20 protein-coding genes are annotated in these 23,430 nt (G+C 52.7%); 10 read left to right on the forward strand and 10 right to left on the reverse strand.

The window, feature by feature from the left end:
• Nucleotides 1-146: 146 nt before the first annotated feature.
• The 8 genes from SK38_RS17630 to syd form a co-directional block, all read right to left on the reverse strand.
• Nucleotides 147-1,289, reverse strand: a complete 1,143-nt coding sequence (locus tag SK38_RS17630) for a glycerate kinase (RefSeq protein ID WP_048236685.1) — start codon at nt 1,287-1,289, stop codon at nt 147-149.
• An 82-nt stretch (nt 1,290-1,371) separates the two neighbouring features.
• Complete coding sequence (gene gudD, locus SK38_RS17635; RefSeq protein WP_048236686.1) at nt 1,372-2,712, reverse strand: glucarate dehydratase; 1,341 nt, start codon at nt 2,710-2,712, stop codon at nt 1,372-1,374.
• A gap of 20 nt (nt 2,713-2,732) precedes the next feature.
• The gene (locus SK38_RS17640; RefSeq protein ID WP_048215648.1) at nt 2,733-4,073 is read right to left on the reverse strand and encodes an enolase C-terminal domain-like protein; all 1,341 of its coding nucleotides are present in this window, start codon (nt 4,071-4,073) and stop codon (nt 2,733-2,735) included.
• Between the two features lie 2 nt (nt 4,074-4,075).
• Nucleotides 4,076-5,428 (reverse strand): galactarate/glucarate/glycerate transporter GudP, encoded by a 1,353-nt coding sequence (gene gudP, locus SK38_RS17645; RefSeq protein ID WP_048215647.1) that lies wholly within the window; start codon nt 5,426-5,428, stop codon nt 4,076-4,078.
• 343 nt (nt 5,429-5,771) lie between these two features.
• The gene (locus SK38_RS17650) at nt 5,772-6,221 is read right to left on the reverse strand and encodes a flavodoxin (protein ID WP_003825676.1); all 450 of its coding nucleotides are present in this window, start codon (nt 6,219-6,221) and stop codon (nt 5,772-5,774) included.
• A gap of 19 nt (nt 6,222-6,240) precedes the next feature.
• Entirely contained in the window at nt 6,241-7,023 is a 783-nt protein-coding gene (truC, locus tag SK38_RS17655; RefSeq protein WP_003825671.1) for a tRNA pseudouridine(65) synthase TruC, read from the reverse strand.
• Nucleotides 7,023-7,352 carry a YqcC family protein gene (locus SK38_RS17660; RefSeq protein WP_003825670.1) on the reverse strand — a complete coding sequence of 110 codons (330 nt, stop codon included), beginning with the start codon at nt 7,350-7,352 and terminating at the stop codon, nt 7,023-7,025. The genes truC and SK38_RS17660 overlap by 1 nt, the downstream gene beginning before the upstream one ends.
• 632 nt (nt 7,353-7,984) lie before the next feature.
• The gene (gene syd / locus SK38_RS17665) at nt 7,985-8,530 is read right to left on the reverse strand and encodes a SecY-interacting protein (RefSeq protein WP_032944836.1); all 546 of its coding nucleotides are present in this window, start codon (nt 8,528-8,530) and stop codon (nt 7,985-7,987) included.
• A gap of 68 nt (nt 8,531-8,598) precedes the next feature.
• On the opposite strand from syd, the gene queF reads away from it, so the two are divergent.
• From queF to xni, 5 genes are all read left to right on the forward strand, one after another.
• On the forward strand, nt 8,599-9,447 hold the full coding sequence (gene queF, locus SK38_RS17670) for an NADPH-dependent 7-cyano-7-deazaguanine reductase QueF (protein ID WP_003825665.1): 849 nt from the start codon (nt 8,599-8,601) through the stop codon (nt 9,445-9,447).
• 113 nt (nt 9,448-9,560) lie between these two features.
• Nucleotides 9,561-10,925, forward strand: a complete 1,365-nt coding sequence (gene ppnN, locus SK38_RS17675) for a nucleotide 5'-monophosphate nucleosidase PpnN (protein WP_003034076.1) — start codon at nt 9,561-9,563, stop codon at nt 10,923-10,925.
• A 560-nt stretch (nt 10,926-11,485) separates the two neighbouring features.
• Nucleotides 11,486-12,775: an HAAAP family serine/threonine permease gene (locus SK38_RS17680; RefSeq protein ID WP_003034073.1), complete on the forward strand. Its 1,290-nt coding sequence runs from the start codon at nt 11,486-11,488 to the stop codon at nt 12,773-12,775.
• Between the two features lie 53 nt (nt 12,776-12,828).
• Nucleotides 12,829-14,196, forward strand: coding sequence for an L-serine ammonia-lyase (locus tag SK38_RS17685; RefSeq protein ID WP_003034070.1), 1,368 nt, complete (start codon nt 12,829-12,831; stop codon nt 14,194-14,196).
• A 169-nt stretch (nt 14,197-14,365) separates the two neighbouring features.
• Nucleotides 14,366-15,121, forward strand: coding sequence for a flap endonuclease Xni (gene xni / locus SK38_RS17690; RefSeq protein WP_048236687.1), 756 nt, complete (start codon nt 14,366-14,368; stop codon nt 15,119-15,121).
• Between the two features lie 76 nt (nt 15,122-15,197).
• Here xni and fucO read toward each other — a convergent pair whose 3' ends face one another.
• Nucleotides 15,198-16,346: a lactaldehyde reductase gene (fucO, locus tag SK38_RS17695; RefSeq protein WP_048236688.1), complete on the reverse strand. Its 1,149-nt coding sequence runs from the start codon at nt 16,344-16,346 to the stop codon at nt 15,198-15,200.
• 11 nt (nt 16,347-16,357) lie between these two features.
• On the reverse strand, nt 16,358-17,005 hold the full coding sequence (fucA, locus tag SK38_RS17700) for an L-fuculose-phosphate aldolase (protein WP_048236689.1): 648 nt from the start codon (nt 17,003-17,005) through the stop codon (nt 16,358-16,360).
• A gap of 563 nt (nt 17,006-17,568) precedes the next feature.
• On the opposite strand from fucA, the gene fucP reads away from it, so the two are divergent.
• The 5 genes from fucP to fucR all read left to right on the forward strand — a co-directional run bounded on the left by fucP (nt 17,569) and on the right by fucR (nt 23,422).
• Nucleotides 17,569-18,879: an L-fucose:H+ symporter permease gene (gene fucP, locus SK38_RS17705; RefSeq protein WP_008785696.1), complete on the forward strand. Its 1,311-nt coding sequence runs from the start codon at nt 17,569-17,571 to the stop codon at nt 18,877-18,879.
• Between the two features lie 31 nt (nt 18,880-18,910).
• Nucleotides 18,911-20,686: an L-fucose isomerase gene (gene fucI / locus SK38_RS17710; RefSeq protein WP_003825648.1), complete on the forward strand. Its 1,776-nt coding sequence runs from the start codon at nt 18,911-18,913 to the stop codon at nt 20,684-20,686.
• 107 nt (nt 20,687-20,793) lie between these two features.
• Nucleotides 20,794-22,212 (forward strand): L-fuculokinase, encoded by a 1,419-nt coding sequence (gene fucK, locus SK38_RS17715; protein ID WP_008785697.1) that lies wholly within the window; start codon nt 20,794-20,796, stop codon nt 22,210-22,212.
• A gap of 1 nt (nt 22,213) precedes the next feature.
• Nucleotides 22,214-22,636, forward strand: coding sequence for an L-fucose mutarotase (gene fucU, locus SK38_RS17720; protein WP_048236690.1), 423 nt, complete (start codon nt 22,214-22,216; stop codon nt 22,634-22,636).
• A 57-nt stretch (nt 22,637-22,693) separates the two neighbouring features.
• Nucleotides 22,694-23,422, forward strand: coding sequence for an L-fucose operon activator (fucR, locus tag SK38_RS17725; RefSeq protein ID WP_003825642.1), 729 nt, complete (start codon nt 22,694-22,696; stop codon nt 23,420-23,422).
• The last annotated feature ends 8 nt before the right edge of the window (nt 23,423-23,430 follow it).

Consider the following 23,430-nt stretch of genomic DNA (forward strand, 5'->3'; position numbering starts at 1 on the left):
TTTACCGTAGAGCCGATAAGCGTCGCGCATCGGGCAGTAAACGCCTTATCCGGTCTACAGGCTTCGCTGTTTACCGTAGGCCCGATAAGCGTCGCGCATCGGGCACATCGCCAAATCCGGCGTAAACGCCTTATACGACCTACAACTCAGCGTAATTGCTGCCCTGCTTTAAGCGTTGCGGCTACGTTTCGCGCCGTCATTCGTACGTTGTCGCTCGCGTTCTTCAGCGCCTCATCCAGGGTACAAATGGAGTAGATGACGCTGAAAACCGCATCCAGCCCATGCTCGTGTACGCCCCCCACATCGGCCGTCAGGCTACCTGCGATACCGATAACCGGCTTGTTGTAACGCTTTGCGACCTTCGCCACGCCAACCGGAACCTTACCGTGAATAGTCTGACTATCCATGCGCCCTTCACCTGTGACCACTAAATCCGCATCCGCAACGCAGGCATCAAGGTGTAACGCATCGGTCACTATCTCAATACCGCAGCGTAACTGTGCGCCGCAAAACGCATACAGCGCCGCCCCCATACCACCAGCCGCACCACCACCGGCCAGATCCAGCACGTTGACGTCCAGATCGCGGGCAATAAGTCGCGCATAGTGCGTGAGCGCCCGATCCAGGCGGGTAATCATCTCCGGCGTAGCCCCTTTTTGCGGACCAAAAACCGCAGATGCGCCCTCTTTTCCAGTCAACGGGTTGGTCACATCGCAAGCCACTTCAATACGGCACCCGGCAAGACGGCTGTCTAACTGAGAAATATCAATCCGGGACAGAGATTCCAGACCGATTCCGCCTTGCGCAATTTCGTTATTTTGCGCATCCAGCAATTTTGCTCCCAGCGCTTGCACCATCCCGGAACCGCCATCATTGGTGGCGCTACCGCCAATCCCAATGATGATATGCTCAACGCCCGCATCCAGCGCATGACGGATTAGCTCCCCGGTTCCCCAGGAGGTGGTTTTCAGCGGATCGCGTAGCCTCGCAGGAACTTGTTCCAGTCCGCTGGCGGCCGCCATTTCGATAAACGCCGAGCGCTCATCACCAGATAAACCATAAAATGCCTGAATTGTGTTGCCCAAAGGGCCGGTAACATCAACATGCACAAGGTGACCTTGCGTTGCGGCAACCATCGCTTCGACCGTTCCTTCACCGCCGTCCGCGACTGGGATCTTCACGTAATCCGCATCGGGCCAGATCTCACGAAACCCCTGCTCAATAGCCGTTGCCACTTCAAGCGCACTCAAACTTTCCTTATAGGAATCCGGTGCGATTACTATTTTCATAAAGCATCCTTACGCATGTTGACTGTGTTAAGCATACACCAGGAGAAAAACCGCTCACTTTATGGGAGCGGTCCCAGTTCGCTTAGCGTACCATGCACGGACGCTTATTATCAAACGTCCAGTTCGGGATCAGATACTGCATTCCCATCGCATCATCACGCGCCCCCAGTCCATGTTGCTGGTACAGCTCATGCGCTTTCATGACCTGATCCATATCCAGCTCCACGCCCAGACCTGGTTTTGCCGGAACCTGCACCATGCCGCCTTTGATTTCAAACGGCTCTTTGGTCAAGCGCTGGTTGCCTTCCTGCCAGATCCAGTGGGTGTCGATAGCGGTTATTTTACCCGGAGCCGCCGCCGCGACATGCGTAAACATCGCCAGCGAAATATCAAAGTGGTTGTTAGAGTGCGATCCCCAGGTCAGCCCGAACTCATGGCACATCTGCGCCACACGGACAGAACCCTGCATGGTCCAGAAGTGCGGGTCCGCCAGTGGGATATCCACAGACTGCAACGACAGCGTATGCCCCATCTGACGCCAGTCGGTGGCGATCATATTGGTGGCGGTCGGCAGACCGGTGGCGCGGCGGAACTCCGCCATCACTTCACGACCGGAGAAACCCTGCTCGGCACCGCATGGATCTTCCGCATAGGCCAGAGACTCCTTCAGATATTTGCCGATCTTAATCGCTTCATTTAGCGACCACGCGCCGTTCGGATCCAGCGTGACGCGGGCCTGCGGGAAGCGCTTCGCCAGCGCAACGATAGATTCTGCTTCCTCTTCCCCGGCCAGCACGCCGCCTTTCAGTTTAAAGTCGTTGAAACCATACTTCTCATACGCGGCTTCCGCCAGGCGCACTACCGCATCCGGGGTCATCGCTTCTTCATGACGCAGACGATACCAGTCGCATTTCTCATCCGGCTGACTCTGGTACGGCAGCGGCGTTGCCTTACGGTTACCCACGAAGAACAGATAACCCAACATTTCAACTTCGCTACGCTGCTGGCCATCCCCCAGCAAAGAGGCGACGTTTACGCCCAAATGCTGACCTAACAGATCCAACATCGCCGCTTCGATCCCTGTAACCACATGAATAGTGGTACGTAAATCGAAGGTCTGCAAACCGCGACCGCCCGCATCACGATCGGCAAAAGTATTGCGTACTGCATTCAGCACATTTTTGTATTCACCTAACGTTTTGCCTACCACCAGCGGGATCGCATCTTCCAGCGTTTTGCGGATTTTTTCGCCGCCGGGAATTTCACCCACGCCGGTATGACCGGAGTTATCTTTAATAATCACAATATTGCGCGTGAAGAACGGAGCATGTGCGCCGCTCAGGTTCATCAGCATGCTGTCATGACCCGCAACCGGAATAACCTGCATAGAGGTAACCAATGGGGTAGAAAATTGTGCGCTCATAATTAAGTCCTTATTCAAAATTAGTGGCGGCCGAAAACGGGACGTTTACGGTCAAAAGTCCATCCGGGGATCAGATACTGCATTGGGCCTGCGTCATTACGCGCGCCGCCGGGCAGCGCCTTATAGGCTTCATGCGCTTTCTGTACCTGATCCCAGTCCAGTTCCACGCCCAGACCGGGCGCATCGGGTACCGCAATTTTTCCGTTTTTAATCTCCAGCGGATTTTTGGTCAGGCGGCAATCGCCCTCCTGCCAGATCCAGTGGGTATCAATAGCCGTTGGATTACCCGGTGCTGCCGCACCAACGTGGGTGAACATCGCCAGGGAAATATCAAAATGATTGTTAGAATGGCAGCCCCAGGTCAGGCCCCAGTCGTCGCATAACTGTGCCACGCGTACCGCGCCAGAAAGGGTCCAGAAGTGCGGATCGGCCAGCGGAATATCTACTGAATTCAGCATCACCGCATGGCCCATTTCACGCCAGTTGGTAGCTATCATGTTCGTTGCTACCGGCAGACCGGTTGCACGGCGGAACTCGGCCATCACTTCACGGCCAGAAAAACCCTGTTCAGCGCCGCATGGATCTTCGGCGTAGGTCAGAACATCGTTCAGCCCTTTACACAGGGAGATGGCTTCATCCAGCAGCCAGGCACCGTTGGGATCAACCGTAATACGCGCATCCGGGAAGCATTTTTTCAGCGCACGAGCGGTGTCGATTTCCTGCTCGCCAGGCAGTACACCACCTTTGAGTTTGAAATCTTTAAAGCCGTAGCGATCCTGCGAAGCCTGAGCCAGACGTACCACTGCCTCACTGTTCATCGCTTGCTGATGACGCAGGTGATACCACTCATGGTTTCCCGGCGTACTTTCCAGATACGGTAAATCGGTCTTTGTGCGATCGCCCACGTAGAACAGATAGCCGAGTACGGTGACCGCATCGCGCTGCTTGCCCGGCCCTAACAGTTCACAAACCGGCACGTTGAGCGCCTTGCCCAGCAGGTCGAGCAATGCGGCTTCCAGCGCCGCTACCGCATTGACCCGTAGTTCAAAGGTCCAGGCGCCTTTGCCAAAGGTGTCAAAATCAGCGGCCTGGTTGCCCTTATGCACCTGCTGCACCACCTTATTCAGGCGCGCCACTTCCTGGCCCAACACCTGCGGAATCGCATCCACCAGCGTCTGATAAATCACTTCACCACCAGGCGCTTCACCGACACCGGTGTTTCCGGCATTATCGGTGAGCACCACGATATTACGAGTAAAGTATGCGTTATGCGCGCCGCCAATATTGAGCAGCATGCTGTCATGACCGGCCACCGGGATGACCTTCATATCGGTAATAACTGGACTCGATTGTGTTGTCATCATCATTGTCCTGCGACAGGTTTCAGTTCGATACGTTTAATATCGCCCACCAGCACCAGATAGCTCACCACCGCAATCAGCGCATGTACCCCGACGTAAATCAACGCGCCGTTAAACGAGCCGGTAGTCCCGACGATGTAGCCGATAGCAATTGGCGTGACGATGCCGGAGATGTTGCCAAACATGTTGAACAAACCGCCGCTCAGACCGCTGATCTCTTTAGGTGCGGTATCAGCCATCACCGCCCATCCCAGCGCACCGATACCTTTGCCGAAGAAGGCCAGCGCCATAAAGCCGATGATCATCCACTCCACATTGACGTAGTTACAGAACACCATCACCATCGACAGCAGCATACCGAGTACGATTGGCGTTTTACGGGCGATATTCAGCGAACCGGTACGGCGCATCAGCCAGTCGGAAATAATGCCGCCGAGCACGCCGCCGGCGAATCCGCAAATGGCCGGAACCGAAGCAACAAAGCCAGCTTTCAAAATCGACATACCGCGAGCCTGCACCAGATAAACCGGGAACCAGGTGATAAAGAAGTAGGTCAGCGCGTTAATGCAGTACTGGCCGATGTAAATCCCGATCATCATCCGTGAACCCAGCAGCTGTTTGATTTGCCCCCACTTCACGCTAAACGGCACTTTTGTTTTGGCTGCCGCCTGATCCATGTTGATCAGCGCCCCACCTTCGGCAATGTACTCCAGCTCTTTTTGGTTTACGCCCGGGTGCTGGTTCGGTTCATGAATCACCTTCAGCCAGACGAAGCTGATAACAATCCCAAGACCGCCCATAAAGAAGAACACGTGCGACCAACCCACTTCGTGGGTCAGCCAACCCATGATTGGCGCGAAGATAACGGTGGCAAAGTATTGCGCAGAGTTAAAGATAGCGACCGCTGTGCCCCTTTCCTGTGCCGGGAACCACGCCGCCACAATACGACTGTTGCCGGGGAAGGAGGGCGCTTCAGCTAAACCGACGAGGAAACGCAGAGTAAACAGCGCAACGATAATGCCGAAACCACTGAAGATATCGACAAAACCCTGCAACAGGGTAAACATGGACCAAATAAAGATGGACCAGAAATAAACGCGTTTTGAACCAAAGCGGTCGAGCAACCAGCCGCCGGGGATCTGGCCGATAACATAGGCCCATGAGAAAGCGGAGAATACATACCCCATCCCTACCGCATCCAGACCAATGTCTTTGGCCATCTCCGAACCGGCAATGGATAAGGTGGCGCGATCACCGTAGTTGAAGGATGTGACGATAAACAGCATCACCACTATCCAGTAGCGAGCGTTAGTGCGTTTTTCCGCGCTGCTCGCCGCCTGACTTAATGAACTCATTGTTGCACTCCTGAATCCTGGCTTTCGCCAGTTCATTCTGTACAGCACCTGTAGGGTGATCAGAATGAGAGGTTAGTGTGTGGCAGTGTTGGTACAGCTCAGGGCCGTTTTATTCTGACTCGCTGCCATTCCGGGAACTGACGGGAAAAGTATATGAAGGAGTGCCACTGACCCTCACCGTGCATGAACACAACATTAGGGAGGCAGTGAGAAGTTGTTTGGGGCATAAGCCCAAAGTAGTGGAAGTTAGTTCACGTAATTGGGGTTTTATTGCCGGGTGGTGGCTTCGCCTGGCCCGGCTTGCGGTTCAAATGGGGGTTGCATGCCCGTACGAGCGAGGGAGTTATTTAAGCAAGGTTCCCCAGTTTTCTACCCAGGGATTGGATTCGCTTTCCGGTTCAGGATGCTCGCTGGCATCAATCAGCAGCATTTCTCCTACACGGTGGGCGCTTTGTTCCTGCAACAGCGCATCGAACTGCTTGCCGCCATTGCAGAAATTAACGTAGCTACTGTCGCCCAGCCCAATTACCCCGTAATGCAGATTTGGCTGGAAACCGAGATTATCTTTGATCCCCTGAAACAGCGGCACGATGCTATCCGGCAGATCGCCCTGCCCGGTCGTGGAAGTCACCACCAGTACATATTTATCCTGATATGCCTGCCAGTCGCTAAGCTCCGGATCTTCGAACACCGTAGCTTTATGACCCTGCGCCGTCAAAATAGCTTCGGCCTCTTCGGCAACCAGCAGCGCGTTTCCGTACATCGTGCCGACAAAAATTCCAATTTCCGCCATAACCGTAATCTCCTGGGACTTAAGAATCTATCTGCTCATCCTGACCTGACAGCCCGCTGAACTCAACCCTTTCATTCTCAGGGAGAAGTCCACGCCAGCCAAACTGTGATAACGCCTGCATCCAGACGTCATCCAGTCCGGCGCGAATAACCAGCGGTTCGCCGGTGAAAGGATGGGTCAGCGCAAGCTGGCTGGCATGCAGCATCAATCTCTGGCAACCGAAATGCTCTGCGGCGCTGCGGTTTTGCCGCAAATCACCGTGCTTGCTGTCGCCGATAATCGGATGGCGCAAGTGCGCCAGATGGCGTCTGAGCTGGTGCTTGCGACCGGTTTTAGGGTCCAGCTCCACCAGCCCGTAACGGGTAGTCGGATAACGCCCAGTCGCTACCGGCATTTCTACCGTTGCCAGGCCACGATAATGGGTGACAGCAGGCTGCGGGCCTTTATCATCGCGGGCAAACTTATCGGCAATCTTATCCAGCTCTTCGACCAGCGGGTAATCCAGCACGGCATCATCCATCAGCCAGCCACGCACAATCGCATGATAGCGTTTCTGAATTTGATGATGTTCAAACTGCTGGGACAGCAAACGCCCGGCTTCGCTGGACAGTCCCATCAGCAGCACGCCGGAGGTTGGTCTGTCGAGACGATGGGCGGTAAATACGTGCTGACCAATTTGGTCGCGCACCGTTTGCATCACCACCACTTTCTCATCCCGGTCGAGCCAACTGCGGTGAACCAACCAGCCCGAAGGTTTATTGACGGCGACCAGCCATTCGTCCTGATAAAGAATTTCCAGCATCAGGCGTTATCACTAGTAAACAGCGCATCCAGCTCCTGCAATGCCGCCAGAAGAATGTCGCGTTGCGGGTGATCGGCTGCCAGCGCCATTTCGTAATACGGTGCGACGGCAAAAGCCTGCGGAAGCGGCTGCGCGTTATCAATCAACGTATGCATGCGGGGAATCAACACCCACTGCAGCCACTCGACCGGTTCCATGGTATCCATACAAAAAGGCTGTGTACTGGTAAACAGATGCTCTGCTGGCTCATCCATCCGCCAGTGATGATGTTCACGCAGTAGCGCTTCAAGTGCATGTAACTGCTGGCGCACACGGTCATGAGTCGTCATGAAATTAACCTCAATGATGAAAAAATCTGGCGCGAAGAATAGCACTAGTGAAGGGAAATAAAAAAAGGGAGCACTGTAAAAACAGTGCTCCCGGTTCGTTTCGCAGCATTCCAGCTACTTTTAGTGCTCCCTGCTCATCCTTGACAACTTTTCCTGTGGTCTTGCGACCGTGTTCATCCTGAACTTTTGCATCCTGCTCACATCACCCCGATGTGAAAACTTCATCCTGAAGTATCCTGGCCATCCAGACCCGCCGAACATCCTGACCGGCTCTCATTCTCCATCCTGGAGGTGTCCTTTAACGCATCCAGCGTCTTCCTCTTTGCTTCGTCCTGAAGCCTGTCCTTGCAACACCGTCCTGGTGTATCCTGGCGAAGAGCCATCATCCTGATGTTCTCTTCGTTGTGCGACTCCTTGTCGACAGATATAGAATCGCCTGTTTCGCTTTGTCTTACAAGATGCTTACAGGCTTACCCTTATGATTATTTTCATATGAAAGTTGACAATAAAACACTAACCAATTGAATAATAATAAATTATTATTTTATCAATTCATTAAGTCTTTACTTATCACCTGGCAATGTCCTACAGGGTTTGTAAGAGATCTCTCACAAGATTCAGGGCAAACTGGATTACAGAACTGGCTTAAGTTGAGTGAGGAATTCCGCAAGTGAGGCCGCCAGCACCGTTCGTTTACGGGTTCCCAGCGTTTCTTTGCACACTTCACCGGACAGATTGCACACCGAAATGACGTCAAGCTCATTATCTTGTGTGGCAATAAAAAGCGTAGGTGATAGCTTGAGGCGCTTTTGCGTAACCAGATGACCAATCAGGTTTTCCTGAACGCGCCTGAAGTCATCTTCACTCCAGGTTTGCAGCAGCGTGAGCTTTTCATCCGCAAACTGCGCGTGCATATCACCAGCAAACTGGGTGGTGTAAAAAGCGTGAACGGCAGGTTGTACCACAATATCAAAGGCCCGTTCAACCGCATTGAGGTTATTTTCGCCGACAAAAGGTTGAGGCTGCCAAAATACCGCATCGTCTGTGGAAGAAATGATACACGGAGAAGGTACGCCATACAGCTCTTCGCTGAGCGGCCAACTGTTGTTTTTTTCATGCCATGCGTCGCAATAACGCGTCGTAAAGGCTATCAACGCCTGCGCTGTCAATTCGTCCACTGATTTCTCTCTTCACAAAAGCCAGGATACACTTGTCGCATAGTGTATCTGGTTTATGACGGTGAAACATGTCCTCTTATGAAAATCATCAGGCGCTTAACGGCCTGACACTCGGTAAATCAACGGATTACCGAGACAATTACGATGCAAGTCTGTTGCAGGGCGTTCCGCGCAGCCTGAATCGCGACCCGCTGGATTTAAAGGCCGATAACTTGCCTTTTCACGGTGCGGATATCTGGACGCTATATGAACTGTCGTGGCTGAATGCCAACGGCTTACCGCAGGTTGCGGTCGGTCATGTGGAGCTGGATTACACCAGCGTAAATCTGATTGAATCGAAAAGCTTTAAGCTGTACCTGAACAGTTTTAACCAGACGCGTTTTGATTCCTGGGACGCGGTACGCCAGACGCTGGAAAACGATCTGCGCGCCTGCGCTCAGGGCGATGTCAGCGTGGCGCTGTACCGCCTTGACGAACTGGAAGGGCAGCCGATAGCCCACTTTAATGGGACCTGTATCGACAATCAGGATATCGTCATCGACAACTATCAGTTCAGCACTGCGTATCTGGAAAATGCCGTGAGCGGTGAAAAGGCAGTCGAAGAGACGCTGGTCAGCCACCTGCTGAAATCCAACTGTCTGATCACCCACCAGCCCGACTGGGGCTCCATACAAATTCAGTATCGTGGACGGAAAATCGACAGAGAGAAGCTGCTGCGTTATCTGGTCTCCTTCCGCCACCATAATGAATTTCATGAGCAGTGCGTGGAACGTATTTTCAATGACATTCTGCGCTTCTGCCAGCCAGAGAAACTGAGCGTCTACGCACGCTACACGCGACGTGGCGGTCTGGACATTAACCCATGGCGCACCAACACCGATTTCACTCCGGCAACCGGTCGTTTGGTACGTCAGTAATCTTTTTTCTCAATTTTGCGTGCCGGATTCCGCGCGCAAGGTTGTGAAAGGTCATAAGCCAGGGCTATTGTAATCAATAGGGAATGACGTGTTGCGTCCCATAAGGAGTTTACTTGATTACACATATTAGCCCGCTTGGCTCAATGGACATGTTGTCGCAGCTGGAAGTCGATATGCTTAAACGCACGGCCAGCAGCGACCTGTATCAACTGTTTCGTAACTGTTCGCTTGCCGTTCTGAACTCCGGCAGTTTGACCGACAACAGTAAAGAACTGCTGTCCCGCTTTGAAAGTTTCGATATTAACGTACTGCGCCGCGAACGAGGCGTGAAGCTGGAACTGATCAACCCACCTGAAGATGCGTTTGTTGATGGACGCATTATTCGTGCGCTACAGGCTAACCTGTTTGCCGTGCTGCGCGACATTCTGTTCGTCAATGGACAGATCCATAACGCCGGTCGTTTTCAGCATCTGGATCTCGAAAGCTCGGTGCATATTACCAACCTCGTATTCTCGATCCTGCGTAATGCGCGGGCGCTGCACGTCGGTGAAGCGCCGAACATGGTCGTCTGCTGGGGCGGTCACTCAATCAACGAAAATGAGTACCTGTATGCCCGTCGCGTCGGCACCCAACTGGGTCTGCGCGAACTGAACATCTGTACCGGCTGCGGTCCGGGGGCGATGGAAGCGCCAATGAAAGGCGCTGCGGTCGGTCACGCCCAGCAGCGATACAAAGACAGCCGCTTTATTGGCATGACCGAACCGTCAATCATCGCCGCTGAACCGCCTAACCCGCTGGTAAACGAACTGATCATCATGCCGGACATTGAAAAACGTCTGGAAGCGTTCGTGCGTATCGCCCACGGTATTATCATCTTCCCGGGTGGCGTAGGGACAGCAGAAGAGCTGCTGTATCTGCTGGGGATCCTGATGAATCCGGCCAACAAAGATCAGGTTCTACCGCTGATCCTGACCGGACCAAAAGAGAGTGCGGATTACTTCCGCGTGCTGGACGAATTTATCGTGCACACGCTAGGGGAAGATGCGCGTCGCCACTATCGCATTATCATTGACGATGCGGCGGAAGTTGCGCGTTTGATGAAAAAAGCGATGCCGCTGGTGAAAGAAAACCGTCGCGACACAGGAGATGCTTACAGCTTTAACTGGTCGATTCGTATCGCGCCTGATTTGCAGATGCCGTTCGAGCCGTCCCATGAAAACATGGCCAACCTGAAGCTGTACCCGGATCAACCCGTTGAAGTATTGGCCGCCGATTTACGTCGTGCATTCTCCGGTATTGTGGCAGGTAACGTGAAGGAAGTCGGGATCCGCGCTATTGAAGAGTTTGGCCCGTACAAAATCCACGGTGACCGCGAAATGATGCGCCGCATGGACGATCTCCTGCAGGGCTTTGTTGCACAACATCGTATGAAGTTACCGGGCACTGCGTATATCCCTTGTTACGAGATCTGCGCCTAACCTTCAACACCCGCTAGCAGCGCTATAGCGGTGACAGTTTTGTCCATATCAAAGCCGGGTTTGGCGCACTTGCCTCCCGGCTTTTTTTAGTGATACCAGTCACATAGCCCCGACAATCATATAAATATCAGTGATGATTCATTAAAAACAGCGCGTCACGCAAACGATTACCTTGAAAAACCAACCGTGATTTATCTTAGAAAATTATTATTAGTCGCCGAAATCATCTAAAAACAACAGTTTTTACAGCTGAACACGCCTATCTTCGCGCCTTCGCTTTCATGAGATATGTCGTTAATGTTAGCCTTCGCGCCCGTAAATTCGCTTTGACTATTTTTTAACAGATTAATGGCCCAAATTTATCCACATAAAAGGTGGATTATTGCATTTGGGATCCCGATCACTGATACATTCATTACTAAAATGTATCTTTCCGCCCGAAAATTATTACGGCGAAAAATTATATAAAAATCGCTCAACGAATTTCGATTTACAGTCGGGTACTTTCTCATTGGATTGACCCCAAACCCGACTTTTTAAGCTTCCTCCAGGAGAAATAGATGGAAAACACTCAAACCAGCACTATCGTTACGGGCCAGACCCGCAGCGCATGGCGCAAAACAGACACCATGTGGATGCTGGGCCTTTACGGCACGGCGATTGGGGCGGGTGTATTGTTCCTGCCGATTAACGCAGGCGTAGGCGGTATGATCCCGCTGATCATCATGGCGATCCTTGCCTTCCCAATGACCTTCTTTGCACACCGCGGTCTGACTCGCTTTGTGCTGTCCGGTAAAAATCCGGGTGAAGACATCACCGAAGTTGTAGAAGAACACTTTGGTGTTGGTGCAGGTAAACTGATTACCCTGCTCTACTTCTTCGCTATCTACCCGATTCTGTTGGTTTACAGCGTTGCAATCACCAACACGGTTGAAAGCTTCCTGACCCACCAGCTGGCAATTACGCCGCCGCCGCGCGCAATCCTGTCACTGATCCTGATTGTCGGCATGATGACCATCGTGCGCTTCGGTGAGCAGATGATCGTTAAGGCGATGAGCATCCTGGTATTCCCGTTTGTTGCGGCTCTGATGCTGCTGGCGCTGTACCTGATCCCTCAGTGGAGCGGTGCGATTCTGGAAACCATGTCATTTGACTCTGCGGCAACCACCGGCAACGGCCTGCTGTTGACCCTGTGGCTGGCAATTCCGGTAATGGTGTTCTCCTTCAACCACTCCCCGATCATCTCCTCCTTCGCCGTGGCGAAGCGTGAAGAGTACGGTGATGAAGCAGAGAAAAAATGCTCCAAGATTCTGGCATTCGCTCACATCATGATGGTACTGACCGTTATGTTCTTCGTCTTCAGCTGCGTGTTCAGCCTGACTCCGGCAGACCTGGCAGCAGCGAAAGAGCAGAACATCTCGATTCTGTCTTACCTGGCGAACCACTTTAACGCGCCGATTATTGCCTGGATGGCACCGATCATCGCGATTATCGCTATCACCAAATCCTTCCTGGGCCACTACCTGGGCGCACGTGAAGGCTTCAATGGAATGGTGATTAAGTCTCTGCGTGGCAAAGGCAAATCCATCGAAATCAACAAACTGAACAAAATCACTGCGCTGTTCATGCTGGTAACCACCTGGATTGTGGCGACGCTGAACCCAAGCATCCTCGGCATGATTGAGACCCTGGGTGGCCCAATCATCGCGATGATTCTGTTCCTGATGCCGATGTATGCCATTCAGAAAGTACCGGCAATGCGTAAGTACAGCGGCCATATCAGCAACGTCTTCGTTGTGATTATGGGCCTGATCGCTATCTCCGCTATTTTCTACTCTCTGTTCAGTTAATTCCCCTGCGCCGCTCCTCGGGGCGGCGCACCTCGATACACAATGGACGCCTCATGATTAGCGTATTCGATATTTTCAAAATCGGCATTGGCCCTTCCAGCTCCCACACTGTTGGCCCGATGAAAGCAGGCAAACAATTCACGGATGACCTGATTGCACGCGGAATTCTCACTGACGTAACCCGCGTAGTGGTTGATGTCTATGGCTCTTTATCTCTGACGGGGAAAGGTCACCATACCGACATCGCGATAATTATGGGCCTGGCGGGTAATCTGCCGGATACCGTAGACATTGATGCCATTCCGTCCTTTATCCAGGATGTGAATACTCATGGGCGTTTGCTGCTGGCAGATGGTCAACATGAGGTCGAGTTCCCGGTCGACAAGTGCATGAATTTCCATGCGGACAATCTGTCCCTGCACGAAAACGGGATGCGCATTACCGCACTGGCGGGCGAAAAGGCCATTTACAGCCAGACTTACTATTCCATTGGCGGTGGGTTCATCGTTGATGAAGAACACTTTGGTTTACCGAACAACTCTCCGGTAAACGTGCCATATCCGTATAAATCCGCAGCTGATTTGCAACGTCATTGCCAGGAAACCGGCCTGTCACTTTCCGGTCTGATGATGCAAAACGAACTGGCGCTGCACAGCAAAGAAGAGCTGGAACAGCACTTTGCTAACGTCTGGGAAGTGATGCGTAGCGGGATTGAACGCGGCATCACCACCGAAGGTGTATTGCCGGGCAAACTGCGCGTTCCGCGTCGTGCTGCTGCGCTGCGTCGCATGCTGGTCAGCAGCGACAAAACCACCACCGACCCGATGGCGGTTGTTGACTGGATCAACATGTTCGCGCTGGCCGTGAACGAAGAAAACGCAGCCGGTGGACGCGTGGTGACTGCACCAACCAACGGTGCATGCGGGATTGTTCCTGCCGTACTGGCGTATTACGACAAGTTTATCCGTGAAGTGAACGCTAACTCGCTGGCACGCTACATGCTGGTCGCGAGCGCCATTGGTTCACTGTACAAGATGAACGCCTCTATCTCTGGTGCCGAAGTCGGCTGTCAGGGTGAAGTTGGCGTCGCCTGCTCCATGGCAGCGGCTGGTCTGGCTGAACTGCTGGGTGGTAGCCCAATGCAGGTGTGCATCGCGGCAGAAATCGGTATGGAACACAACCTGGGTCTGACCTGCGACCCGGTTGCCGGCCAGGTTCAGGTACCGTGCATTGAGCGTAATGCCATTGCTTCGGTTAAAGCGGTGAACGCTGCACGTATGGCGCTGCGCCGTACCAGTGAACCACGCGTGTGCCTCGATAAAGTTATCGAGACCATGTACGAAACCGGTAAAGACATGAACGCCAAATACCGCGAAACCTCTCGTGGTGGTCTGGCGATGAAGATTGTCACCTGCGATTAATTCTCAGCACATTTTCGTTTCTGTAGGCCGGATAAGGCGCTCGCCGCATCCGGCTTTTATTGCCTGATGGCGCTTCGCTTATCAGGCTTACGGATAGCGCTCTTTCGCAATGCTCGTCTCCACTCGTCGTGAATGTTACCCTACAGACTAATTTGTTAGGGAGAACACCGTGGCCGTCCACCTGCTCATTGTTGATGCACTGAATCTCATCCGCCGTATTCACGCCGTACAGGGCTCCCCCTGCGTGGAGGCATGTCAGCACGCGCTCGATCAGCTGATTGTGCACAGTCAGCCCACGCACGCCGTGGCGGTATTTGATGACGAAGCGCGTAACAGCGGCTGGCGTCACCAACGGTTACCTGACTACAAAGCCGGTCGCCCGCCGATGCCTGACGATTTACACCAGGAAATGCCCGCCTTACGCGCCGCTTTTGAACAGCGCGGCGTCTGCTGCTGGGTATCCAGCGGGAATGAAGCCGATGATTTAGCCGCCACTCTGGCGGTGAAAGTTAGCCAGGCGGGACACCAGGCGACTATCGTCTCAACCGATAAAGGCTACTGTCAGCTACTCTCCCCGACGCTGCGTATTCGTGATTATTTCCAGAAACGCTGGCTGGATGCGCCGTTTATCGAGAAAGAGTTTGGCGTACTGCCGCAACTGCTGCCTGATTACTGGGGACTGGCCGGGATCAGCAGTTCTAAAATACCGGGGGTTGCCGGTATTGGTCCTAAAAGCGCCACACAACTGCTGGCACAGTTTCCAACGCTGGAAGCGCTGTATGAACACCTGGATGATGTACCGGAAAAATGGCGCAAGAAACTCGAAGAACATCGGGAGATGGCATTTTTGTGCCGCGATATCGCGCGGCTGCAAACAGACTTACATATCGACGGAAACCTACAGCAGCTACGGCTGGCGCGGTAGCCTTATTTCCTGATGGCACTGCGCTTATCCGGCCTACTTATTGTACAACCCTGTAGGCCGGATAAGCGCCAGGTGATTACCAGGCGGTATGGTACAGCTCAACGATATCCCCAAGGCTCGCTTCACGCGGATTTCCCCCGGTACAAACATCGTCAAATGCGGCTTGCGCCAGCGCAGGAATATCCTCTTTACGGACGCCAACATCGCGTAGATGCAGTGGGATACCTACATCGCGATTAAGGGCGAAGACGGCATCCACCGCCGCTTTGCGTGCCTCTGCCAGCGTCAGTCCTTCAACCTTAACCCCCATTACCCGGGCGATATCGCGGTATTTTTCCCCGGTGAATTCGGCGTTATAGTGCATCACGTGCGGCAGCAAAATGGCATTCGCGACGCCGTGCGGCGTGTTGTAGAACGCGCCTAACGGGTGTGCCATGCCATGCACTAATCCCAGACCTACGTTGGAGAAACCCATCCCGGCAACGTACTGGCCCAGAGCCATCGCTTCCCCCGCCTGGCTGTCGCCCGCAACGGAACCGCGTAATGACCCGGCAATAATTTCGATGGCTTTAATGTGCAGCGCATCGGTAAGCGCCCACGCAGCCCGCGTGATGTAGCCTTCAATGGCATGAGTCAGTGCATCTACGCCAGTAGCCGCTTTTAATGCAGCAGGCATGCCGTCCATCATGTCAGCATCAATGAACGCCACCTGCGGGATGTCATGTGGATCGACACAAACAAACTTACGCCGATTCTCTTCGTCAGTGATCACGTAGTTAATGGTTACTTCCGCCGCCGTTCCCGCAGTGGTTGGTATAGCCATAACTGGCACGCTCGGGAAGCGTGTCGGCGATAACCCTTCAAGGCTGCGTACATCCGCAAACTCCGGGTTATTGTTAATAATGCCAATCGCTTTACAGGTATCCTGCGGGGAGCCGCCGCCAATGGCGACCAGATAGTCTGCGCCGCTTTGCTGAAAGACACTCAATCCTTCCTGCACTACCGCAATGGTTGGATTAGGAATAACGCCTGAATAGATTTCCCATGCCAGACCTGCAGCATCCATTCGGGAAGTCACCTTCTCAACAACGCCGCACTGCACCAGATTTTTATCAGTCACAATCAACGCTTTGCGATAACCACGACGAATAACTTCATCGGTTAATGCGCCAACAGCTCCCCGGCCAAACCATGCCGTTTCGTTCAGAATCATTCTGTTCGCCATCGTTTTATCTCCTATTCCTCAATACGCAATCCATATGTTTTGAATTTTTCCAGCACAATAGCGATAGCCTCATCGTCCAGTACCGGAACCGGATCGGTAATCGCCAGCGTGCTGAGATAAAGCTGCGCCAGCACTTCCACTTCATGCGCTAACCACAGGGCTTTTTCCAGATTTTCCTCGCAGGCGATCAGCCCATGATGCTGCAACAGCGTTGCTTTTCGGTTTTTCAGCGCTACCGCAACGTGCTTGGAAAGCTCACGCGTACCAAACGTCGCATATGGCGCACAGGGAATTGAGTTACCGCCAGCCGCCGCAATCATGTAATGGATTGCCGGGATTGGCCGATTGAGAATAGAAACAGCAGTACAATGCACGGCATGATTATGGACCACCGCCTGAGCATCGGGACGCGTCTGATAAGCGGCCATATGGAACCGCCACTCGCTGGAAGGTAATTTCCCTTCTTCGTGCTGCCCCTCAGCGTTGATGTACACAATGTGGGATTCGGTGAGTTTGTCATACGGAATACCCGTCGGGGTAATTAACATCCCGTCCTGGTAACGCACACTTACATTACCCGCAGTCCCCTGATTCAACCCCAGACGGGTCATTTCCAGGCAGGTATTGATAATCTGCCGTGCCAGCGTATTTCGTTCCATTACTTACCTCTCTCAGTGAGTCAAAATGCGACAACAGAACATTGCTAATACCTCGACGCTCTGTTGATTTAAGCGGGTATTTGCTAACTATCATCATGCTGAATAAAGAGAAGGGAATTTTTAGCACTGGATTTTGTGATGTTCATCAACTAATAACGCTGAATAAAAACATGCAGGCATAATATTACAATTCCAAAATGTCCGTTCTTAATAAAACCATTGTAAAACGGTCATTTGCGAATAAATTGTTATCATTGCCCGTTTTCCACTTAACTAATTAATTCGGGCATTATCCCTGTGGCTTTTTAATTTATTTTTCTCAAACGGTCATTGTTTTAAAGAAATTAAAGTGATGATAATCACATAAACCCACACCCTGAGCATAAATGTGACCACCATCATATTAATGGCCGGTTTTTATTTGAAAATGAATTCATGAGTTCATTCATGAAGGCCAATTTTATCTGGCAGGTTACCGGAACTCACCTGGATTAGCAGGTTGGTGAAAATCACCAATCGTACTCTTAAGCTGTTGAACATGCTTATGAACTGATGAGGATGCTATGGGAAACACATCAATACAAACACAAAGTTTTCATGCGGTAGAGCGGGGGCAGACAAAAAATTATGTCATTCCCTTCGCGTTACTCTGTTCACTGTTTTTTCTTTGGGCGGTTGCCAATAATCTTAATGACATTTTATTACCACAATTTCAGCAAGCTTTTACATTAACAAACTTTCAGGCTGGTCTGATTCAATCTGCTTTTTATTTTGGTTATTTCGTCATTCCAATCCCAGCCGGGATCCTGATGAAAAAACTAAGTTATAAAGCAGGCATTATTACCGGATTATTCTTATATGCCATCGGTGCAGCATTATTCTGGCCAGCGGCTGAGGTAATGAATTACACCTTATTCCTGATTGGCCTATTTATTATTGCGGCGGGATTAGGTTGTCTTGAAACGGCTGCCAACCCCTTTGTAACCGTACTGGGCCCGGAAAGCGGCGGTCACTTCCGATTAAATCTCGCGCAAACTTTTAACTCATTTGGTGCCATTATTGCGGTTGTTTTTGGGCAAAGTCTTATTTTGTCTAATGTGCCACATCAATCTCAAGACGTACTCGATAAGATGGCGCCAGAACAGCTAAGCGCCTACAAGCACAGCCTGGTGTTATCGGTTCAAACCCCTTATATGATCATCGTTGCGGTCGTTTTGCTGGTCGCCCTGCTGATCATGTTTACCAAGTTTCCGACCCTGCAAAGTGACGATCACAGTGACAACGCTCAGAGTTCATTCTCCGCGTCCCTTTCCCGCCTGGTGCGCATTCGCCACTGGCGTTGGGCGGTACTGGCGCAGTTCTGCTACGTCGGTGCACAAACTGCCTGCTGGAGCTACCTGATTCGCTACGCAATCGAAGAGATCCCAGGCATGACGCCAGGTTTCGCCGCCAACTACCTGACCGGCACCATGGTGTGCTTCTTTATCGGTCGTTTCTCCGGCACCTGGCTTATCAGTCGCTTTGCGCCGCATAAAGTGCTGGCCGCATATGCCCTGCTTGCCATGATTCTGTGCCTGATTTCCGCCTTCACCGGTGGCCAGATCGGCCTGCTGGCCCTGACGTTGTGCAGCGCATTTATGTCGATTCAGTACCCAACCATTTTTTCTCTGGGGATCAAAAATCTGGGACAAGACACCAAATACGGCTCGTCTTTTATCGTCATGACCATCATTGGCGGCGGCATTGTGACCCCGGTGATGGGCTTTGTCAGCGATGCCGCTGGCAATATCCCGACCGCTGAACTGGTCCCGGCGCTTTGCTTCGCCATCATCTTTATTTTTGCCCGCTTCCGTTCACAAACGGCAGCCAACTGAATATTTATCCGAATAACGTGAGGAATCTGTGATGAAAAAAATCAGCTTACCAAAAATTGGTATTCGCCCGGTTATTGACGGACGTCGTATGGGTGTACGTGAGTCGCTCGAAGAGCAAACCATGAATATGGCTAAAGCTACCGCAGCGCTTATCACTGAAAAACTTCGTCATGCCTGCGGCGCACAAATTGAATGTGTGATTGCCGATACCTGTATCGCCGGCATGGCGGAATCCGCAGCCTGTGAAGAAAAATTCAGCAGCCAGAATGTTGGCGTGACGATTACCGTTACCCCATGTTGGTGCTACGGCAGTGAAACCATCGACATGGATCCGATGCGCCCGAAAGCGATCTGGGGCTTCAACGGCACGGAACGTCCGGGGGCGGTTTACCTGGCCGCCGCACTGGCAGCTCACAGCCAAAAAGGCCTTCCTGCCTTCTCCATCTATGGTCATGACGTACAGGATGCAGACGACACATCTATCCCTGCCGATGTTGAAGAAAAACTGCTGCGCTTTGCCCGTGCCGGCTTAGCGGTCGCCAGTATGAAAGGGAAAAGCTACCTGTCTGTCGGTGGTGTATCAATGGGCATCGCCGGTTCTATCGTCGACCATAACTTCTTTGAATCCTGGCTGGGTATGAAGGTGCAGGCGGTTGATATGACCGAGCTGCGTCGTCGCATTGACCAGAAAATCTATGATGAAACCGAGCTGGAAATGGCGCTGGCGTGGGCGGACAAAAACTTCCGCTACGGCGAAGATCAGAACGCGCAGCAATATAAGCGTAACGCAGAACAAAGCCGCGCAGTGCTGAAAGAAAGCCTGCTGATGGCTATGTGCATTCGCGACATGATGCAGGGTAACAAAAAGCTGGCAGACAAAGGTCTGGTCGAAGAATCCCTGGGCTATAACGCGATCGCCGCAGGCTTCCAGGGCCAGCGTCACTGGACCGATCAATACCCAAATGGCGATACCGCCGAAGCGTTGCTCAACAGTTCCTTTGACTGGAATGGCGTTCGTGAACCGTTCGTTGTCGCAACCGAAAACGACAGCCTGAACGGCGTGGCGATGCTGTTCGGCCATCAACTCACCGGCACGGCCCAGGTCTTTGCCGATGTGCGCACCTACTGGTCGCCAGAGGCGGTTGAACGCGTGACGGGTAAACCGCTGACCGGCCTTGCTGAGCACGGCATCATTCACTTGATTAACTCCGGTTCTGCGGCACTGGACGGTTCCTGCAAACAGCGCGACAGCGAAGGTAAACCGACCATGAAACCACACTGGGAAATCTCGCAGAAAGAGGCGGATGAATGCCTGGCGGCAACCGAATGGTGCCCGGCTATTCACGAATACTTCCGCGGGGGCGGTTACTCATCTCGCTTCCTGACTGAAGGCGGTGTGCCGTTCACCATGAGCCGTATCAACATCATCAAAGGGTTGGGACCGGTGCTGCAAATCGCGGAAGGCTGGAGCGTGGAATTGCCGAAAGATATGCACGACCAGCTTGATGCGCGTACCAACTCCACATGGCCAACCACCTGGTTTGCTCCGCGCTTAACCGGCAAGGGCCCGTTCAGCGACGTCTATTCCGTCATGGCTAACTGGGGCGCTAACCACGGGGTGCTGACGATTGGTCACGTAGGTGCGGACTTTATCACTCTGGCTGCCATGCTGCGTATCCCGGTGTGCATGCACAACGTGGAAGACGAGAAAATTTATCGTCCTTCCTCCTGGGCCGCCCACGGTATGGATACGGAAGGTCAGGATTACCGCGCTTGTCAGAACTACGGCCCGCTGTATAAGCGTTAAACATCGAGCGATTGCCTGATGGCGGCGCGGCCTATGAAGCACACGGTTTTGTAGGCCGGATAAGGCGAAGCCGCCATCCGGCAATAGGTAATCTCCCAGGAGCAATTATGAAACAAGAGGTTATTCTGGTTCTCGACTGTGGCGCGACCAACGTACGGGCCATTGCCGTTGACCGACAGGGAAAGATTGTCGCCCGCGCAGCGACCCCGAACGCCAGTGACATCGCCGCAGAAAACAGTGCCTGGCACCAATGGTCGCTGGAGGCCATTCTGCAGCGCTTTGCCGACTGCTGTCAGCGGCTTTCCTCACAATTGGCCGCCTGCCAAATTCGCGGGATCGCCGTCACCACCTTCGGCGTGGATGGCGCGCTGGTGGATAAGAACGGCAAACAACTGTACCCGGTGATCAGCTGGAAATGCCCACGTACCGCAGCGGTAATGGAGAATATCCATCGCTACATGTCACCGCAGCAACTGCAGGAAATCTCCGGCGTTGGGGCGTTTAGCTTCAATACGCTGTACAAACTGGTGTGGCTGAAAGAGAACCACCCGCAATTACTGGAACAGGCGCACGCCTGGCTGTTTATCTCGTCGCTTATCAACCAACGTTTAACCGGCGAGTTCACAACTGACATCACCATGGCGGGAACCAGCCAGATGCTGGATATCCAGCAACGTGATTTCAGCCAGGACATTTTGCAGGCAACAGGCATACCGCGTCGCCTGTTTCCGCGCCTGGTTGAAGCAGGCGAACAAATTGGGGTACTGCAACGCGAGGCCGCCAGCCAGCTCGGACTTCCAGAGGGTATTCCAGTCATCTCTGCCGGACACGACACACAGTTTGCGCTATTTGGCGCAGGAGCCCAACAGGATGAACCGGTACTCTCTTCCGGCACATGGGAAATTCTGATGGTACGCAGTGCGCAGGTAAATACCTCCCTGCTCAGTCATTATGCGGGCTCCACCTGTGAGCTGGATAGTCAGGCTGGGCTTAACAATCCCGGTATGCAGTGGCTGGCCTCCGGTGTGCTTGAATGGGTTCGTAAGCTGTTATGGACCGCGGACACGCCCTGGCAAACGTTGATTGATGAAGCTCGGGATATTCCCGCTGGTGCCGAAGGGGTGAAGATGCACTGCGACCTGCTGGCCTGTCAGAATGCGGGCTGGCAAGGGGTTACCCTCAATACTACCCGTGGACACTTTTATCGCGCCGCGCTGGAAGGACTGACAGAACAGCTGCAGCGAAATCTGCAAACGCTGGAAAAAATCGGCCATTTCCAGGCCACTGAACTGCTATTAGTTGGCGGGGGCAGCCGCAACATCTTGTGGAACCAAATCAAAGCGAACGTTCTCGGGATCCCTGTCAAAGTGCTGGATGATGCCGAAACCACCGTGGCAGGCGCCGCAATGTTTGCCTGGTCAGGCATCGGGGAATTTACCTCCCCGGAGCAGGCGCGCGAACAGGTGCGCTATCAGTACCGTTACTTCTATCCGCAAACCGAATCCGAACTCACAGGAGTCGAGTAACATGCTTAAAACGATATCTCCCTTAATTTCCCCCGACTTACTGAAAGTGCTGGCCGAAATGGGACACGGCGATGAGATTATCTTTTCCGATGCCCACTTCCCGGCCAACAGCATGGGGCCGCAGGTCATCCGCGCTGACGGTCTGCTGGTCAGCGATCTGCTGCAGGCGCTTATTCCGCTATTTGAACTGGACAGCTACGCCCCACCGCTGGTGATGATGGCTGCGGTTGAAGGTGACACTCTCGATCCTGACGTTGAGACTCGCTATCGTCAGGCGCTTTCATTACAGACCCCCTGCCCGGACATCACGCGTATTGACCGCTATGCCTTTTACGAACGAGCACAAAAGGCGTTTGCGATCGTTATCACAGGAGAGCGGGCAAAGTACGGGAATATTCTTTTAAAAAAAGGGGTAACGCCGTAATCTCTGGTCAGAATGCCCGTCAGGTACGGGCATTCATCATTAGATGAGGATCAGAACATGAAAGCGGCGCGCCAGCAGGCAATCGTAGATCTGCTTACTAACCACAAAAGCCTGACAACCGAAGCCCTGGCTTTGCAGCTTAACGTCAGCAAAGAGACCATCCGCCGCGATCTCAGCGAGTTACAGACCCAGGGAAAAGTGTTACGCAACCACGGTCGGGCCAAAGTTATTCACCGGGAAAATCAGGACAGCGGTGACCCATTTCATATTCGACTCAAAAGCCACTATGCACACAAAGCGGATATCGCCCGTGAAGCGTTGGCATGGATCGAAGAAGGTATGGTGATTGCCTTAGACGCCAGCTCTACCTGCTGGTATCTTGCGCGACAGTTACCGGACATCAACATTCACGTTTTTACCAACAGCCAGCCCATCTGCCAGGAATTGGCTAAACGTGAACACATTCAGCTTATCAGCTCCGGCGGTCGCCTTGAGCGCAAATACGGTTGCTACGTTAATCCCTCGCTTATCTCGCAGCTAAAACCACTCGAGATTGACCTGTTTATTTTTTCCTGCGAAGGGATCGACAGCGACGGTGCGCTCTGGGACTCAAATGCAACCAACGCAGACTTCAAATCCATTCTGCTTAAGCGTGCATCGCAGTCTTTATTACTGATCGATAAAAGTAAATTTAATCGTTCGGGAGAGGCCAGAATTGGGCATCTGGATGATGTGACGCATATTGTTTCAGATACACAGCTGATTGAAGCAATCCAGGCCGAATAGGGCAATTA

It is taken from the genome of Citrobacter sp. MGH110 (assembly GCF_001037515.1).
In the GTDB taxonomy this organism is placed as follows: domain Bacteria; phylum Pseudomonadota; class Gammaproteobacteria; order Enterobacterales; family Enterobacteriaceae; genus Citrobacter; species Citrobacter portucalensis.

Coding starts and splice junctions, on each gene's coding strand:
- fucU (WP_048236690.1), top strand. CDS start 22,214: ATGCTTAAAACGATATCTCCCTTAATTTCCCCCGACTTACTGAAAGTG.
- gudD (WP_048236686.1), bottom strand. CDS start 2,712: ATGAGCGCACAATTTTCTACCCCATTGGTTACCTCTATGCAGGTTATT.
- fucO (WP_048236688.1), bottom strand. CDS start 16,346: ATGGCGAACAGAATGATTCTGAACGAAACGGCATGGTTTGGCCGGGGA.
- fucR (WP_003825642.1), top strand. CDS start 22,694: ATGAAAGCGGCGCGCCAGCAGGCAATCGTAGATCTGCTTACTAACCAC.
- fucP (WP_008785696.1), top strand. CDS start 17,569: ATGGGAAACACATCAATACAAACACAAAGTTTTCATGCGGTAGAGCGG.
- truC (WP_003825671.1), bottom strand. CDS start 7,023: ATGCTGGAAATTCTTTATCAGGACGAATGGCTGGTCGCCGTCAATAAA.
- SK38_RS17630 (WP_048236685.1), bottom strand. CDS start 1,289: ATGAAAATAGTAATCGCACCGGATTCCTATAAGGAAAGTTTGAGTGCG.
- fucA (WP_048236689.1), bottom strand. CDS start 17,005: ATGGAACGAAATACGCTGGCACGGCAGATTATCAATACCTGCCTGGAA.
- fucK (WP_008785697.1), top strand. CDS start 20,794: ATGAAACAAGAGGTTATTCTGGTTCTCGACTGTGGCGCGACCAACGTA.
- SK38_RS17640 (WP_048215648.1), bottom strand. CDS start 4,073: ATGACAACACAATCGAGTCCAGTTATTACCGATATGAAGGTCATCCCG.
- fucI (WP_003825648.1), top strand. CDS start 18,911: ATGAAAAAAATCAGCTTACCAAAAATTGGTATTCGCCCGGTTATTGAC.
- SK38_RS17680 (WP_003034073.1), top strand. CDS start 11,486: ATGGAAAACACTCAAACCAGCACTATCGTTACGGGCCAGACCCGCAGC.
- gudP (WP_048215647.1), bottom strand. CDS start 5,428: ATGAGTTCATTAAGTCAGGCGGCGAGCAGCGCGGAAAAACGCACTAAC.
- SK38_RS17650 (WP_003825676.1), bottom strand. CDS start 6,221: ATGGCGGAAATTGGAATTTTTGTCGGCACGATGTACGGAAACGCGCTG.
- queF (WP_003825665.1), top strand. CDS start 8,599: ATGTCCTCTTATGAAAATCATCAGGCGCTTAACGGCCTGACACTCGGT.
- SK38_RS17660 (WP_003825670.1), bottom strand. CDS start 7,352: ATGACGACTCATGACCGTGTGCGCCAGCAGTTACATGCACTTGAAGCG.
- SK38_RS17685 (WP_003034070.1), top strand. CDS start 12,829: ATGATTAGCGTATTCGATATTTTCAAAATCGGCATTGGCCCTTCCAGC.